The following is a 16788-nucleotide window of genomic DNA, read 5'->3' as shown; positions in this document are numbered from 1 at the left end:
TTTGCGGCTTTTTTATTTTATACAAATGTAATTCAGACAAGCTTCATTAAACTCCCCGTAATATGTTCATACGATTAGTGAGTCTTCTAGTAATTAATCAGTAACAACTACATAAGATTGAGTGAATTTTACACAACAAAACCTCAATGAGTTACGTATATTGATTTTCCTATTGAAAAATATGAACTTTTATAAGGGTTCACATTTTGCTTTAAGTAAATTAGAAGATACTTACAAAACAAAATCAATATTTACCCTAAACGTAAAAATAAGTCGTGTTTTTATAAAGGAATGAGAATGAAACAACTAACCCAAAACTTGCCTAAATGGCAAAAAAAGTCAGCACCACTACTGGGTCTACTTATTATTTTTTCGACTTGGGGCAATAGCAACCAAGCGATTGCTGCAACTGTAGATGTAGCAATTCCACAAAGTAGCTTATTTGATGTAATTAGCGCTCGCGCTAAAAAGTTAGCAAGCGAAGAATATGTTGCACCTAAAAACATCGAGCTTGAAGCGCTAAATAATATTGATTATCAAGACTATCGTTCAATTCGATTTAAAAAAGACAAAGCGGTGTGGAAAGATGAAGGCCTGTACGAGCTGCAATTATTCCACCCTGGTTTTTTATATAAAACACCTGTAACAATAAATACTGTTGATAGCGACTCTAAACGTAGCCGCTTACCTTTCAGCACCGACTTTTACCAATACGATGGCACTGCTGCACCACTACAAGAAGAAATAGCTAAAAGTGTGGCGGGCACTCAACTAGGCCATGCTGGATTTCGCTTACATTACCCATTAAATACTAACGAGTATAAAGACGAAGTAATGGTATTTCAGGGTGCATCGTATTTTAGAGTCGTTGGCCCTCAACAAGTTTATGGCTTATCAGCAAGGGGCCTTGCCATTGATACTGCTGAGAATTCGGGTGAAGAATTTCCAATGTTCAAAGAGTTTTGGTTAGTTAAACCAAAGGCAGAGCAAACACAAATCACCATTTTTGCATTATTGGATAGTCCATCTATTTCTGGTGCGTACAAATTTAGCGTCGACCCTACAACTAATATGCTAGTTGATGTTGATATGCAGATTTTTGCGCGTAAAGATATTAAAAAACTGGGTGTAGCACCATTAACGAGTATGTTTTATCACGGCGAAAATAGCACCAAATTTTTTGATGATTATCGCCCTGAAGTTCATGACTCGGATGGCCTACTAACTCAATCTGCTGATGACAAGTGGGTATGGCGTCCTCTTAATAACCCATCACAACTCAGCGTTACTTCATTTTCGTACAATAACCCAAAAGGTTTTGGGTTAGCTCAACGAGACCGAGACTTTAATAACTATCTAGACACAGAAGCACATTACCACGACCGCCCTAGCCTATGGATTGAACCACAAGGTGAGTGGGGAAATGGTCGTGTAGAGCTTGTAGAAATACCGACTGATACAGAAACTAACGACAATATCGTAAGTTACTGGGTACCAGAAAAACCAATGAAGGCCGGAGATTCATTAAAATTAAGCTACAAAATGACCACCTTTAATTCAGTTTTAACTCAGCACGAGAAAGCACGTGTACTACGTACAAGAATTGGTAGCGCCGCATTACCAGGTGAGGACAACCCACCACCAAAAAGCCACCGCCAATTTACTGTTGATTTTACTGGTTCAGAAATAAATCAACTGTCTAAACAGTTAAAACTAGATGCCGACATTCAACTTACAACAGGCGAAGTAACCGACGTGAATGTACAAAAACTTCCGGATTCACGTGGATGGCGTGTAGCCTTTAAAATTGCACCACAGGACGATCAACCCGTTGATATGCGTTTATCGTTAAAACTACGTGACAAAGAAATTAGCGAGGTATGGAGCTATGTTTGGTACCCAAATGACATCAAGTAATAAAGGTAGGGGCACTCCAATGCCATTCAAAACACTAAGAGTATGGCTATTTGCCATTGCGGCACTTGGCACATCTGGCTACGGCATATCTATTATGTTTGAGATTTTAAGCTCAAACGGTATGACATTACTTGAGTATGCCCTTTTAGTATTATTCTCAATCACATTTGCTTGGATTGTAACGGCTTTTTGTAGTGGCACAATCGGCTTTGTACTACAGTTGTTTCGAATTGACCCGCTTACGTTAAAACGTATTAAACCAATTGAGTTCAATAACGAGGCAATTAACGCTCAGAAAACCGCCGTTGTAATGCCTATTTATAACGAAGATACCCACCGTGTTATCGCGGGCTTTGAAGTAAGCCTACAATCGTTAAAAGAAACTGGTCAGCTTGATAATTTTGATTTTTATTTATTAAGCGATACACAAGACCCTCAAATAGTTAAAAACGAGCTAAGTGCATGGCATGCATTGTGCGAACGTTTAGGGGATACAGCAAAGCATGTTTTTTATCGTCGTCGCGAAGATAACAAACACCGCAAAGTAGGTAACCTAACCGACTTTTGTGAGCGCTGGGGAAGTAATTACGACCATATGATTGTGCTTGATGCAGATAGCGTAATGACCGGTAAATGTATGTTAGAACTTACTACAAGCATGCTAAACAACCCACAAGCAGGCCTGATCCAAACGATTCCAATACCTGTTCGTCAAGATACCTTTTTTGGTCGTTTTTTACAGTTTGCGTCAGTGCTATATAGCCCAATGCTCGCTACTGGCTCAGCATTTTGGCAAACAGATAAAGCCAATTACTGGGGTCATAATGCAATCATTAGAGTTGAAGCATTTATAACGTGCTGTGGCTTGCCAACACTTAAAGGTAACGCACCCTTTGGCGGTGAGATTTTAAGTCATGACTTTGTAGAAGCATCACTACTTCATAGTGCAGGTTGGGATGTACTATTACTATCAGATATTGAAGGTAGCTACGAAGAAGTACCAAGTAATATTCTCGATTATGCTGTACGCGATAGACGCTGGGTACAGGGTAATATTCAGCACTTAGGTTTACTATCGTCATCTAAATTAAAATTAATGAGTAAGCTGCACTTTCTATTAGGTGCAACCGCTTATATTTCGTCACTAATTTGGCTCTCAATGCTAGCGCTAAGTACTATTGATGCAGTAACGCGCGCATTAAATAGTGATGTGTACTTTAATCGTGTTTATCAATTATTTCCTACATGGCAAATAGCTAAAACCGATCTTATTGATTCACTCTTGTATTTAACTATTATTATTTTATTAATGCCTAAATTAATGGGCGTAATAGTCACCCTAATACATAGAAACAAACGCTTTGGTGGTTCAATTAAATTAATTCTAGGTTCAATTATTGAAACTGTATTTGCTATTATTGTTGCACCATTAATGATGGTATTTCATGCTTACTTTGTACTTTGCGTATTTTTAGGTAAAAAAGTGAAGTGGGATGCACAACCGCGCGAAGGTCGTATGGTTCCGTGGAAAGAAGCGTTTGGTTATACGTTATTCTCTACTATTGTGGCTATAGCATGGGGCAGCACAGCCTACTACTTCACACCTGTCTTCTTTTGGTGGCTATCACCTATATTATTAGGCTTAGTATTAGGTGCTCCAATTATCCGTTATACCAGTAGTATCAAACTTGGCGTACAGCTAAGAAAGTTAGGTATATTTATTTGCCCTAGTGAAGTTGATAACGACTCAACTCTAGAGGCGCTTAAAGTACATCTAAAAGAGATTTCCGTGCCAGAGGAAGGAACTTACCCACAAACAATTCCGGCACTGCCACAAGAGCATATGGTATCAATGCCTATACAATCTTTTAAAAAGCCACGCAGGCTAAAGATGAAAGCGCTAAAAGCTAAGGCTATAAAAAAGTTTAATTAGCGCGTTATAAAATAAAAACAAAAAAGGAGCAATTAATTGCTCCTTTTTTCTATCTAAATTAAAAAATCATGCGCTGCATTTGCCGCTAATATTTTCTACTTTTTTAGCTAACTTATTACAGTACATTTTAGAAATAGCTGATTACATTTCATCATCAAGTTGCCAGTTATAAAAATGAAAAACCTTACCATTCTCCAGTTCTACTTAAAAATAGTGAAAAGAAAAAACGAGCTAAATGATACAACAGTAATTTCCTCACTATTGATATAACGCTCTGTGCATAGACGTGTATAACAAATCCCTGCTTTGTAACAATATAAAAAAGAGTAGTTATAAAAAATAAAACCAAATTATAGGCAATAAAAAACCCGCAACATGTGCGGGTTTTTTAAAGAGTTAAAGAGCTAATTACTTAGCAGCTTTTTTCTCTTTTTCTGCAGCGATTACTGTGTCAGCTACGTTTTGTGGACATGGTGCGTAGTGTGAGAACTCCATAGAGAACTGACCACGACCAGATGTCATTGTACGTAGTGAACCAATGTAACCGAACATTTCTGATAACGGAACGTCAGCTTTAATGCGAACGCCAGTTAAACCAGCTTCTTGGTCGCTTAGCATACCACGACGACGGTTAAGGTCACCAATTACGTCACCAACGTGATCTTCTGGAGTGAACACGTCAACTTTCATGATTGGCTCAAGAAGTTGTGCGCCCGCTTTAGGGATCGATTGGCGGAAAGCACCTTTAGCAGCGATTTCGAACGCGATTGCAGATGAATCCACGGCATGGAAACCACCGTCAAAAAGTTCAACTTCAACGTCTAATACTGGGAAGCCAGCTAGAACACCTTCGCCCATCATTGACTTAAAGCCTTTCTCAACTGCAGGCCAGAATTCTTTAGGTACGTTACCACCAACAACTGATGATTTAAATGTGAAGCCTGAAGCAACTTCGCCTGGCTTGATGCGGTAGTCGATTTTACCGAACTGACCAGAACCACCAGATTGTTTCTTATGCGTGTAGCTATCTTCGATTTCACGAGTGATAGTTTCACGGTAAGCAACCTGTGGTTGACCAACGATAAGGTCTACACCGTAAGTACGCTTAAGGATATCAACTTTGATATCTAAGTGAAGCTCACCCATACCTTTAAGGATAGTTTCGCCTGAATCTTCATCAGTCTCAACTTGGAAAGATGGATCTTCTGCAACCATTTTACCGATAGCAACACCCATTTTCTCATTACCGCCTTTATCTTTAGGCTGTACAGCAATCGAGATTACTGGAGTTGGGAATACCATTGGCTCAAGTGTTACTGGGTGCTTAGGATCACATAGAGTGTGACCAGTTTGCACATTTTTCATGCCTACGATAGCAATGATGTCACCAGCTTGTGCGCTAGTTAATTCGTTACGGTCATCTGCTTGCATCTCAACCATACGGCCAACACGCTCAGTTTTACCAGTAAACGCATTAAGGATAGTGTCACCCTTATTAAGCTTACCTGAGTAGATACGTACGAAAGTTAATGCACCAAAACGGTCATCCATTATCTTAAATGCTAGCGCCTTGAAAGGTTCGTCAGCAGATACGATTGCGAATTCGCCATTTTCGTTACCTTCTTCATCCATAAGAGGTTGAGGATCAACTTCTGTTGGAGCAGGTAAGTAGTCAACAACAGCATCAAGGATTAGTTGCATGCCTTTGTTTTTGAAAGCAGAACCACAGAACGTAGGGAAGAAAGCAAGGTCACGAGTACCTTTACGGATACAACGCTTGATATCTTCGATAGAAGGTACTTCACCTTCCATGTACGCTTCCATAAGGTCATCGTCTTGCTCTACAGCAGTTTCGATAAGCATTTCATGGTATTCATCAGTTTTTTCTACCATGTCTGCAGGAACGTCAGTGATTTCGTAGTTTTCTGGAAGACCAGTGTCATCCCATACGTACGCTTTTTTAGTTAAAACATCTACAACACCAACAAACTCATCTTCGATACCGATTGGTAAAGTCATGATTAGTGGAGTTGCGCCAAGTACTTTACGTACTTGCTCAGTAACACGGTAAAAATCAGCACCCATACGGTCTAATTTATTTACAAAGATAATACGTGCAACTTCTGATTCGTTAGCATAGCGCCAGTTAGTTTCTGATTGTGGTTCAACACCACCAGAACCACAGAATACACCAACACCGCCATCTAATACTTTAAGTGAACGGTATACTTCAACTGTGAAGTCAACGTGTCCAGGAGTATCGATAACGTTAAAACGGTGATCTTTCCAGAAACAGCTTACAGCCGCAGACTGGATAGTAATACCGCGCTCAGCTTCTTGTTCCATGAAGTCAGTAGTAGATTCACCATCATGAACCTCACCTGTTTTATGGATTTGACCAGTAAGCTTTAGGATACGCTCAGTAGTCGTGGTTTTACCCGCATCAACGTGCGCGAAAATACCAATGTTTCTGTACTTCGATAAATCTGCCATTAATTTTACTCTTAATAAAGTCGATAAATTATTCGGCAGGAGTATAACATCACTTAATGCGAACATCACCATACAAGCCGCTTAAAATGCAATCAATTCAATATATTTTTTTTATCGTCAGAATCTATTAAATATCAAACATAACAAAAAAATCGCAAGGCATTGAAATTAATAGCGTTTAATACTTAAGTTTCAGATACACCAAGTTACTTCGCTATTTTATAGCAACGTTCAGGGCGGCCAATACTGCCGTAACTTTGATCCGCTGTTAACTTACCTGATTCAAGCAAATACTCTAAGTAACGGCGTGCTGTAGAGCGACTAACACCAACCAAATCGCCCATTTGCTGAGCAGTAAATGCAGTGGTTGCGTGATCTACAAAAGCATCATGTATTTTTTGCAGGGTAAGTTGGTCGACCCCTTTAGGTAAACGAACAGACGTGTTGGTTTGCTGCTTTGAGCCAAATAACGTATCAACCATTGACTGCGTTACTTCACTTGCATCAGAAAAACATTGCTGACGTGATTCAAAACGTGCAAGTGCTTGATCAAGACGGCTTAACATTAATGGTTTTACTAAAAAGTCGCATGCGCCTAACTGCATTGCTTTTTCAAGGGTTTCGACCTCTTTTGCAGCAGTGAGTAGCATAACTTCGCTTTTAATCGTTCGGCGTCGTAAGTCGGTCAATAAATCAAGTCCGTTACCATCAGGTAAATGTATATCAAGTAAAATCAGATCGGGTTCAATTGCATGCAGTAAAGCCGTTGCCGTACTTAAATTACCTGCAATGCCCACTACCTGATACTGTGCTTGCCTTAAACTTTGCTTTGGCGTTTGATTGCCTGCAATACCATTTGGTAATAACAAGTACTGCGCTAATAGCTGTGCTACCTCTACTTCGTCTTCAATTATTACTACTGAATACGTCATGTTTAATGCTCTTATTATTTTGGAATATAAACACTTAGTCTTGCGCCAAGTAGGTCTGACTCACCAATTTCTAGCGTACCACCGCATGAGTCTAAATTTGTTTTTACTAAATATAAACCAATACCATGCTCTGCTCCTGATTTAGAGCTGTACTGAGGGGTAAAAATAACATCATGGTCAGAACCTAACCCAAAGCCTGTATCTTCTACATCAAATAAGAGGGTTTGGCTGGTTTCATCAACGGTTACCCGTACTTTTGCAGAGCGAGAGTTCGATGATCTAATAGCTGCCTCAATCGCATTATCTATAAGATTACCTAAAATAGACACGACCCGCTCAAGCATATCTTTACGTGCAATAACACCAAGTAGGCTGTCGGGGTTAAGCTCAAGCGCAACATTTAATTCTCTTGCTTTATGATATTTACCTACCAACAAACCAGCAAGCACAGGGTCTTGTATGCGCTCTAACAAGTTATGAATTTGTGCCTGAGAGCCTTGGCTTTCTTGTCCTATTATTTCTATAGCTTGTTCATTTTTCCCCATTTGCACTAACGCTCCAATTAGATTGAGCTTATTGGAGTAGTCATGAGTTTGTACCCTTAAAAGCTCTGCAAAAGCCTGGACTTTAGTTAGTTGTTGGCTTAAATACTCAAGTTCATCAGAGGGGCGCATACTCAGTAAGATACCATCAGCCTGCCCTTGCACCTGCAAAGAAAATCTCGATAAAATAAGGCGTTTATCGGCGGCAAATAATTCAAACCCCACTATTTTACGTCGCTGATTACGCAATAAAAACCCTGCATGTTCAGGTAATAAATCGTTTAAGGTGAGATTCTGATTAATAATTGAAGTTGGTTTATCTAATATTTCGCAGGCGCGTTGATTGAGTTTTCGTACTTTTCCGTCTGGGTCGAGTGCAATAATACCGCTGCGTACGGTATTTAAAATTGCATCTTGTTCTGAAAACAAACGTGCAATTTCATCTGGCTGCAGACCAAAAATAGCATTTCTGACACGTTGTCCAATATAAATAGCCGCCAGTATACTTAAACCTACAAGTATTAAGCCCCATATTAATATTTCACTACTACGAGAGAGGATAAGCGGATCGATTGATTGTACTAAAAAACCAACCGATACAACGCCTACTATTTCATTATTACCTGCGTACACCGGCACTTTGCCACGAATTGATTCACCTAAGCTACCATGAGCTACCGAAATATAGCGCTCTCCCTTTAATGCAGCTTGACTATCACCTCCAACCATTTTTTTGCCAATTTTATCTTCATCGGGATGCACAATGCGAAGCGCATTTTCATCGCCAACAACAATAAAATCAGCACCTACAAACTGTCGTAAATTTTCAATTTGCATGTTAATGGTAGTTAAGTCACTTGGTATTTCCAGTGCATTAATTATATCAGCGCGTGTGGCAATACTGCTTGCCACAGCGAGTGCTTTATCGCCAATATGGTTATGTAAGCTTTGCGCTGTAAGTTGATACACCAACGCGCCAAATAATAAAGCCTGCAATACACACAATCCTGTAACCCAAATAATTAATCGTGTTTCTAATCGCTTAGGTTTTGTGACCATGTTTTGCAATGGATTTAGCTTGTTGGTGTTTTTCATTTCATTCTCAATTATGCATTTTCTTTGTCTGCACGGCGTTGCATTAAATAATCTTTTAACGGAAACAACAGCACTAAAATTGAAACTACAAATATGCTCAATGTTAGCGGACGATCCCATAAAAAGCTTAATGAGCCATCAGAAATCATCATTGAACGACGGAAGTTTCGCTCAATCATATCCCCTAATATAAAACCTAATAATAATGGTGCCATAGGAAACGACAGTAATCGCAATACTAGCGCAACTACCGCAAACCCAACCATCATAAATAAGTCGAAGGTATTAAAGGACACTAAATAAACACCAATTAAGCTAAAAAATAATATCATCACGGTGAGTACCGACTTTGGCATTGCCAATACTTTTGCAAAATAAGGAATGAGTGGCAGGTTTAAAATTAATAAAACAATGTTGCCAAAATACATACTTACAATAACCGCCCAAAATACACTTGGGTTTTCTTGCATAAGCATTGGACCTGGTTGAATGCCGTAAGCAATCAAAGCACCTAGCATAATTGCCGTAGTACCTGAGCCCGGAATACCAAGCGTTAACAGTGGAACAAACGATCCTGTACACGCCGCATTATTTGCCGACTCAGGGGCAGCCAAACCACGTAATGAGCCTTTACCAAACTTTTCTTTTAAACCTTTGGGCGCTAAATTTCGCTCTGTTGCATAAGCCATAAAACTCGCAATAGTTGCACCAGCACCCGGTAACACTCCCACTATAAAACCTAAAATAGACGAGCGACCAATCACTGGTGCTATCTCTTTAATCTCGGCTTTGTTTAACTTGGTTGAACCTATTTGCGGTGTGTCTGAGTCATTAATGTTTTTAGCATCTTTTTTCTCTGGTTTTACAACATTTACAAGCGCCTCGGCTAATGCAAATGTTGCCATAGCAACCAATAAAAAGCTTATTCCATCGAGTAAATCAGGTTGCCCGAAGGTAAATCGGTCAGTACCTGATGATGGATCAATTCCAACCGTTGCTAGCATCAAGCCAAACACCGTCATCATCATTGCTTTTAAAAATTGCCCTTTATTTGAAAATGCTGCAATAGCTGTTAAGCCTAAAAACATCAGCACAACATAATCAGGGGATTGAAAACTCAATGACACTTTTGCTAATAAAGGTGCAGCTACCATTAATAATATGGCGCCAATCGTTCCGCCTATGAAGGAGGAATAAGCAGCAATTGCCAATGCTTTACCTGCGTGCCCTTGTTTAGCAAGCGGGTAGCCATCAAAGGAGGAAGCTACCGTACCCGCTACGCCTGGCGCATTAATTAAAATAGATGACGTAGAGCCACCAAAAATAGCGCCATAATAAACACCCGCCATTAAAATCATGCCCGAATCGGCGCCAATACTATAAGTAATTGGGATCATTAAGGCAATTGCGGTAATTGGCCCTAATCCTGGTAACATACCTATAAAAGTACCTACCAAGCAGCCAGCTATAACGTACATTAAATTATTAAAGTCGAGCACGGTCGACAAACCAAGCATAATTCCATCAAACATAACTTAACTCCACAAATTGCCCGGAACCAAGTAAATACCTAATACTTGAGTCATCAAAAACCAAAAAATCACCGCAACCGGTATCGATGCAAATAGCAAAATTCCCTTACGTCTTTCCCCCATCACAAAAAAGCCCGCTAGCAAAAATGCACTGGTCGAGATTAAAAAACCAAATGGCTCAAGTGCAGCGCTATAAATCACCATTAATATCAACAAACCAATAGTGTGCAGCACGTGCGACTTCTCAAGAACATCATTGGTATTTGTTTTTTCTTTAGGTTTGATTAATGTCGACCCTATAGAAAGTAAGCACACCACAATACCAAACCCGACATATACTTTAGGAAGTGTCGCTGAGGTAACCGTTTCGTATTCTTCAAACGGTAGTAGCGGAATTTGCCATGCAACCACAGCGTATAAAGTAAATAGCGCCAAGAATAAACTTGGCCCTATTAATTCTCGATTCGTCATTTTAAACCTCGATTACGGCAATGTGCGGATAAAGCCAAGCTCTTCCATTACAGCTCTAAGCTGCACTTCTTGCGCTTCTAGTGACTTAATAAACTCATCTTTTTCTTGAAAAAGATTTAGCCAACCGTTACGAGCTCTTACAGCTTCCCACTCAGGTGTGCTTTGCAACTCACGTAGTTTTTTTGTGTACTGTGCTAACTTTTCAAGGGGTAAATTAGGTGCCGCAAAAAGACCACGCCAATTAACAAATTCCATATCGTAACCTAGTGACTTAAGTGTGGGTATTTTTGGGTAATCAGGTAAGGGCTCACCCGATGTAACCGCTAAAATACGTGCTTGACCACCGTTAGCGACTTCAAGCGCTTCACTTAAGCCAGTAGAAAGTAAATTCACTTCGCCTGAAAGCAACCCAGCCTTCGCTTTACCGCCTGCATCGTAAGGAATATAACGCAGGCGTCGACCATCTATACCCGCAGCTTTAACTGCTTGAGCCGCCACTAAGTGATCCATACTGCCGCGAGCAGAACCGCCCGCCACTTTTACCGAACTTGGATCTTCTTTTATTGATTTAATAACATCCTCCCAAGTTTTAAATGGAGAGTCATTACGCACTACAAACGCGCCATAATCTGCAATCATACTGGCTACAGGTGTTAAATCGCGATAGCTATAAGGAATTCGGCCACTTAACGCGCGCAATACGATAGGCGTTGAGTTAACCATTAAAATATCGCCTTTTTTAGTACCCGACTCAATTAAATACGCAATAGCACGACCGCCCCCACCACCAGACATATTTTGAAAAGATGCATTATTTTCAATGCCCGACTTAACTAAACCTTCGCCTATACCACGGGCTGTTGTATCCCAACCACCGCCAGGTCCGCCTGGGATTAAAAAGTGAGTATCGGCTATTGCCAATGGACTGCTAAGTACTAACGACGCTGCAAATAGGGTCGTTTTTACTGATTTAAATGACTTAAATAACTTCATTGTGTGCTCCCTTAGAATAAATACTGCATACGTGCACTAAAGCCCATACCAGAGTCTTCATCGCCAACAAGTGCTGTAGTGCCGGCGCCCTCTACATCGCTGTAAATTAAATTACCCATAAACTTAATGTCGCTGCTTACGAAATAAGACGTACCTAATGTATACGTCGTTGCCTTCGTCCCTTGTAAGCTACTTGTCGCATCAACTTCTGAAACACGTGCCACCAACTCCCATGCATCTTTAATATTTTTAGGTTGTACAAATAATGCAGAGCTCGCTTTGTATTGACGCTGCTCGCCACCTAAAAAGTAACTAGCAGAAACATGAAAACCATCAAATCGTTCCCCATCTAAAAAATCAGCACTGTTAACTACATCAAGCGAACGGCTTGCATATTCAGCCTCAAGCGTTAAAGAATCCGCCTGATAAGCAAACTCAAGACCGGTTTGCAATAAACTATCAAGTGGGCTTGTTACACCACCAGCAGCGTAATCAACAAGTCGAGTATTCGCTTCACGCACTTCACCACGCGCAAAACGTGCGCCCAATTCATTACCACCCATATCGCGATATGAATGCCACAAGCCTAAATGAATTACATCGCCAGGTGCTGCACTCGACCATGTAGCACGCCCAGTAATGGCAAGAGTAAGCTTGTCGTTTTCATCGCTACCTGTTGCACCAAATGCATCATTTTTATAAACGCCTATCGCGTAACGAAAGCCTGAGTCTTTAAAATATTGATAGGCAGAAGCACCCCAACGAAAAAAGGGCGAGAAAGTATTGGCAAGCGAGCTGCGCTCAATCGTATTAATGTGCTTTGAACTGGTTAATGCATTTAACGATATATCTTCGCGAATTTTACCGACTTTAACTTTAAGACCGTTATCAAACGCATAGCGAACCCGCGCCATCACTATTTCAGCGGTCCCTTCGCCAAACTCAAGTAATAGCTTATGATCCCAATTTCCATGCTCACTCTCTACGTAAGTACGAATACGTCGCGGAAAAAAGTCGCTCCCGCCAGAGCCCTCATTATCGGCATTGTAAGCGCCATCAAAATAGTTGTAGTCGAGCTGAACCCGTCCACCAAACTCTAAATTAAAACCACTGGTTGTTTTTAGTACACTTACTTCTTTTTGTAACGCATCTAATTGCTCTTGTAGTTTTTGCGTATCGTTATCGGCTAAAACGGATGTACTTGCTAGTGCGGCAGCAACTGCCAAAGCGAGTTGTGTGTTACTTGCTTTCATTATTCTCTCCACGCTTGTGTATGTATTTATTGTCAGGTAGATAAGCGACGACAAACTGCTATCTAACTCGCAGCTTATTGTTAACGTGAAATTAACTAAATATTTAGAAGGTAAGGTGCATTGATGATCGTTATGTGCTTTTTGCTCATAAAATTCATGAACAAAAAGAGCAAAAGCAGTTACTGTTTATATTTTGATTTATAAACACTTTTAAAGGTTTGAATGATTACCATACGAATAAACAGATAAGATTTTTGCAGATCTAACAAAGCCCACAATAAAGTAGGCTTAACTAATTATGATTTAGCAATACAACTAAAAAATCATTTCAGGGACATTTAAGGGGGGGATAAGCATTTCGCACTTACATAGCAGTTTATTTATACACTATTAATTAACTGCTCAACAATGAATTTGTTAACATCTCATTGTCAAAAAAGCCTAAATTTGGTACATTATTCCTTCAATAGTATTTATAAAAACAACTATAAGACCCTACAATGAAATGGAACTTCCTTCGACTCAGCCCTTGGCTAATTGCACTTACCTTATTAATTTTCTCTCATAATATTTTTGCGCAGCAATATAAAATAGATAAACCAGCTAATTGGGTTAATACACATATTATTGAGCAACCCAAGAATTCCGACATAACCAAAGTACGTGACGGCACACTTTATTTATTACTCGATAACCAATCCTATATACCGAGCAGGCAAAAACAGCAACGCTATACACGCTTGGTTATGAAAGCTTTAAATCAAAGTGGTGTTGATTATATAAGCCAGCTTAATCTTGATTTTGATCCAAGTTACGAGTCGCTAACGCTAAATAGCTTAACGATTATCAGAAATAATGAGCGCATTGATAAGCTTGATAGCGCGAAAATGAAGGTTATACAGGGTGAATCTGAATTAGCTGAGCGGATTTATAATGGTAGCTTATCACTCAATATTATTATTGATGATATGCGCAGTGGCGACATACTCGATTACAGCTACACAGTCACAGGCAGCAACCCTATATATGCTAATAAGTTTAGTACAAGACGCACGCTGAACTGGTCGGTACCCGTAGTGCAACAAAATATGCGTGTACTTTGGGGTAAACAAACGCCTTTACACATTAATACAATAAACGGCGCAGCTGATATTCAAGAAACGCTTAATAAATATGGCAAAGATTATTCTATAACTCTTTTTGAAGAACCTTTACTGGAGCAAAACTCTCAAACCCCAACGTGGTACGACCCATATACACAAGTTTACTTTTCTGAGTTTGACGATTGGGGTCAGGTAGTTAACTGGGCATATCCGCTTTATCAATCAGCCATAGAAACCCCAAGCAGCATTTTGGATATAGCTGAAAAAATAAAAGCAAAACACACAAAAACATCAGATAAAATTGCAGCAGCACTGCGCTTTAGCCAAGACGAAGTTCGATATTTAGGGCTTGAAATGGGCACTAACTCGCATCAACCAACGTCAGCTTCAGAAACGCTTTCGCTACGATACGGCGATTGTAAAGATAAAACAGTACTGCTTATTTCGTTATTAAAAGCGATGGATATAGAAGCCTTCCCTGCGCTAGTTGATACAGAGGAAACCAAACGTTTAAAAGAACTTCCACCTTCTGCAAGTGTATTTAATCACGTAATTGTTACGCTTAAACAAAACGGAAAACGCTACTGGCTCGACCCTACAGTTAGCTACCAACGAGGTACTCTCGAATATTTAGCACAGCCTGATTATGGCTATGCCCTAATTATTGATAAAGGTGAAAGCGCTTTAACCTCAATGGCGCAAAAACCTGTACATACAAATGTATCTGTAGAGGATAACTTTTTTATTGCTGAAAAAGTATCTGAGCCATCACGTTTTGAAACCCAGTATACTTATGCTGAATTTGGAGCAATTAACCGAAGAAGTAATATAGCCAGCAGTGGTCTAAATAGCGTTGCTAAATCTTACTTCGAGTATTACCAAGGCTTTTTAAATGGTCTATCAATCAATGAAGTAATGGCAATTAGTGAGCAAGAAAAAACGGGTAAACTAATAACCAAAGAATCGTATTTAATTAGTGAGTTTTGGGAAAAAACAGACGAAGGCTACGAAGCTAGTTTTTATGCGAGTGAAATACAAAATAGCGTTTACGAACCAAAGCAGGTAAATCGTACCGACCCACTTTACTTTGACTACCCCAATATAATTAACACCACGATACAACTACATTTTGCAGAAAAAGGTTGGGGATTTGATAGCGATCAAGAAGAAATTGACAACGACTACTTCAATCTAAAAACAACTACTGAATTTAATGATAATGTTTTAACACTGAGCTATAACTATTACGCAAAACAAGATCATATTAAAGCGGATCAAATAGATGATTATTTAGCACAGCGTAAAAAGTTAATATCAGCAACTCATTACCCTATTCTAAAATATGCAAAGGCGAGCGAAACGCCTCAAACAACAGCTGATGTGCTAGATAGCTTTGGTTATAGCTGGCTTAAATATGTGTTGGCTGGCTATATTTTAGTACTCATATTCTTTTTCGCCGATTGGCGATTAGAGTCAGCAAAAAAAGTGAAATTTGAAGATAGTCCATTTTATGCAGTATCTATAAGTAAGTTTATTATTTACAGTATTTTAAGTTTAGGCATATTTGTTAACTACTGGAGTTATCGTAACTTTAAAGCCATTAAAGAGCGCGATAACTCAAGTATTATGCCTATTGCTCGAGGTATATTTGCGTTTTTATGGTATTACCCTTTGTATCTTGCACTTGCAGAGCACAGCCAACAACAGTTAAACAAAAATAGAGTAATGCCTAACTGGACTGCCTTAACACTCTGGCTAATGGTACTCGCCAGCGCCTTTGCTTATCGTATGGACGAATACGCAACCATAGTGATTTGTATAATGCCATTTTTATGGTTGCCTCTAGTTAGTTACATTGAACAAACCGATACAAGTAAAGAAGCCCTACATTACAACTCGCACTGGCGAATTAGGCAGTATTTAATCTCGCTTGCGTTTGCACCTCTATTATTTTTAGGCGTACTTCAAGAAGTAAATATTTTACCCAATGCTGCAATTATAAAAGGCGATAGTTTATGGCCTTACCAAGTACACTTTTTAAAACGTAATCGCCTAACACCTGAAAACGAAGAAATACTCTATTTTTATAGCGATGCAATGTTTGATTACCGAGAAGACGGTAACGGAATAACCGAGAACTATATTTTTAGTTACTACAAAAACGATGACGGTAAGCTTAAATCAGATCTTAGTCATTTTAAAGACATAGAAAAAATAGAAACCACATACGGTAAAACTAAACTTGATAACACAAGTATTAAAGTAATAAAAACTGACGGTAGTGATTTCTTGCTCATTGTAGGGCGTCTAAACAAGCAGGATAAAGTACTAGTGGAGCAGATTAATTTACGTATAACAGCAAATAAAGTGCGTTAGTGGCTTAAAATATCCAATTAAGTACGAATATTTTTAGCCATAAATTGAAGGCTGTTGATCTTTAGGGGCTAAGGTTTTCCAAGCGATGCTTTTATAATAAAAATCCACATCAAATTATTTAATAAGTATTAAGCATCTATTTTTTATT

At 39.3% G+C, this 16788-nt stretch carries 10 protein-coding genes; 3 read left to right on the top strand and 7 right to left on the bottom strand.

What is annotated here, in order from left to right; all coding sequences use genetic code 11:
• The first annotated feature begins 297 nt into the window (after positions 1-297).
• Complete coding sequence (locus H5115_RS15190) at positions 298-1917, top strand: glucan biosynthesis protein (protein WP_182693856.1); 1620 nt, start codon at positions 298-300, stop codon at positions 1915-1917.
• A complete protein-coding gene (mdoH, locus tag H5115_RS15185) occupies positions 1889-3850 on the top strand; it encodes a glucans biosynthesis glucosyltransferase MdoH (RefSeq protein WP_033020973.1) in 1962 nt (653 codons plus the stop codon). The genes H5115_RS15190 and mdoH overlap by 29 nt, the downstream gene beginning before the upstream one ends.
• A 408-nt stretch (positions 3851-4258) precedes the next feature.
• Here mdoH and fusA read toward each other — a convergent pair whose 3' ends face one another.
• The 7 genes from fusA to H5115_RS15150 form a co-directional block, all read right to left on the bottom strand.
• Positions 4259-6343: an elongation factor G gene (gene fusA / locus H5115_RS15180; protein ID WP_004334977.1), complete on the bottom strand. Its 2085-nt coding sequence runs from the start codon at positions 6341-6343 to the stop codon at positions 4259-4261.
• Between the two features lie 206 nt (positions 6344-6549).
• Positions 6550-7275 carry a response regulator gene (locus H5115_RS15175; RefSeq protein ID WP_182756134.1) on the bottom strand — a complete coding sequence of 242 codons (726 nt, stop codon included), beginning with the start codon at positions 7273-7275 and terminating at the stop codon, positions 6550-6552.
• Between the two features lie 14 nt (positions 7276-7289).
• Positions 7290-8912: a sensor histidine kinase gene (locus H5115_RS15170; protein WP_182672433.1), complete on the bottom strand. Its 1623-nt coding sequence runs from the start codon at positions 8910-8912 to the stop codon at positions 7290-7292.
• Between the two features lie 11 nt (positions 8913-8923).
• Positions 8924-10444 carry a tripartite tricarboxylate transporter permease gene (locus H5115_RS15165; protein ID WP_182756132.1) on the bottom strand — a complete coding sequence of 507 codons (1521 nt, stop codon included), beginning with the start codon at positions 10442-10444 and terminating at the stop codon, positions 8924-8926.
• Positions 10445-10447: 3 nt separating this feature from the next.
• A complete protein-coding gene (locus tag H5115_RS15160; RefSeq protein WP_182756130.1) occupies positions 10448-10915 on the bottom strand; it encodes a tripartite tricarboxylate transporter TctB family protein in 468 nt (155 codons plus the stop codon).
• Positions 10916-10927: 12 nt separating this feature from the next.
• On the bottom strand, positions 10928-11908 hold the full coding sequence (locus tag H5115_RS15155; protein WP_182756128.1) for a tripartite tricarboxylate transporter substrate binding protein: 981 nt from the start codon (positions 11906-11908) through the stop codon (positions 10928-10930).
• Positions 11909-11919: 11 nt separating this feature from the next.
• Positions 11920-13161 (bottom strand): OprO/OprP family phosphate-selective porin, encoded by a 1242-nt coding sequence (locus H5115_RS15150; protein WP_182756127.1) that lies wholly within the window; start codon positions 13159-13161, stop codon positions 11920-11922.
• A 500-nt stretch (positions 13162-13661) separates the two neighbouring features.
• On the opposite strand from H5115_RS15150, the gene H5115_RS15145 reads away from it, so the two are divergent.
• Positions 13662-16640, top strand: coding sequence for a DUF3857 domain-containing transglutaminase family protein (locus tag H5115_RS15145; protein WP_182756125.1), 2979 nt, complete (start codon positions 13662-13664; stop codon positions 16638-16640).
• Positions 16641-16788: the final 148 nt, after the last annotated feature.

The sequence above is a fragment of the Pseudoalteromonas sp. SR44-2 genome (genome assembly GCF_014163745.1).
In the GTDB taxonomy this organism is placed as follows: Bacteria; Pseudomonadota; Gammaproteobacteria; order Enterobacterales; family Alteromonadaceae; genus Pseudoalteromonas; species Pseudoalteromonas distincta.
Note: the sequence above shows the minus strand (reverse complement) of the source record. Positions and strands in the feature narration are given on the sequence as shown.

What these genes read in the sequence shown, in the direction of transcription:
- H5115_RS15190 (WP_182693856.1), top strand. Translation starts at nt 298, where the DNA reads ATGAAACAACTAACCCAAAACTTGCCTAAATGGCAAAAAAAGTCAGCA.
- mdoH (WP_033020973.1), top strand. Translation starts at nt 1,889, where the DNA reads ATGTTTGGTACCCAAATGACATCAAGTAATAAAGGTAGGGGCACTCCA.
- fusA (WP_004334977.1), bottom strand. Translation starts at nt 6,343, where the DNA reads ATGGCAGATTTATCGAAGTACAGAAACATTGGTATTTTCGCGCACGTT.
- H5115_RS15175 (WP_182756134.1), bottom strand. Translation starts at nt 7,275, where the DNA reads ATGACGTATTCAGTAGTAATAATTGAAGACGAAGTAGAGGTAGCACAG.
- H5115_RS15170 (WP_182672433.1), bottom strand. Translation starts at nt 8,912, where the DNA reads ATGAAAAACACCAACAAGCTAAATCCATTGCAAAACATGGTCACAAAA.
- H5115_RS15165 (WP_182756132.1), bottom strand. Translation starts at nt 10,444, where the DNA reads ATGTTTGATGGAATTATGCTTGGTTTGTCGACCGTGCTCGACTTTAAT.
- H5115_RS15160 (WP_182756130.1), bottom strand. Translation starts at nt 10,915, where the DNA reads ATGACGAATCGAGAATTAATAGGGCCAAGTTTATTCTTGGCGCTATTT.
- H5115_RS15155 (WP_182756128.1), bottom strand. Translation starts at nt 11,908, where the DNA reads ATGAAGTTATTTAAGTCATTTAAATCAGTAAAAACGACCCTATTTGCA.
- H5115_RS15150 (WP_182756127.1), bottom strand. Translation starts at nt 13,161, where the DNA reads ATGAAAGCAAGTAACACACAACTCGCTTTGGCAGTTGCTGCCGCACTA.
- H5115_RS15145 (WP_182756125.1), top strand. Translation starts at nt 13,662, where the DNA reads ATGAAATGGAACTTCCTTCGACTCAGCCCTTGGCTAATTGCACTTACC.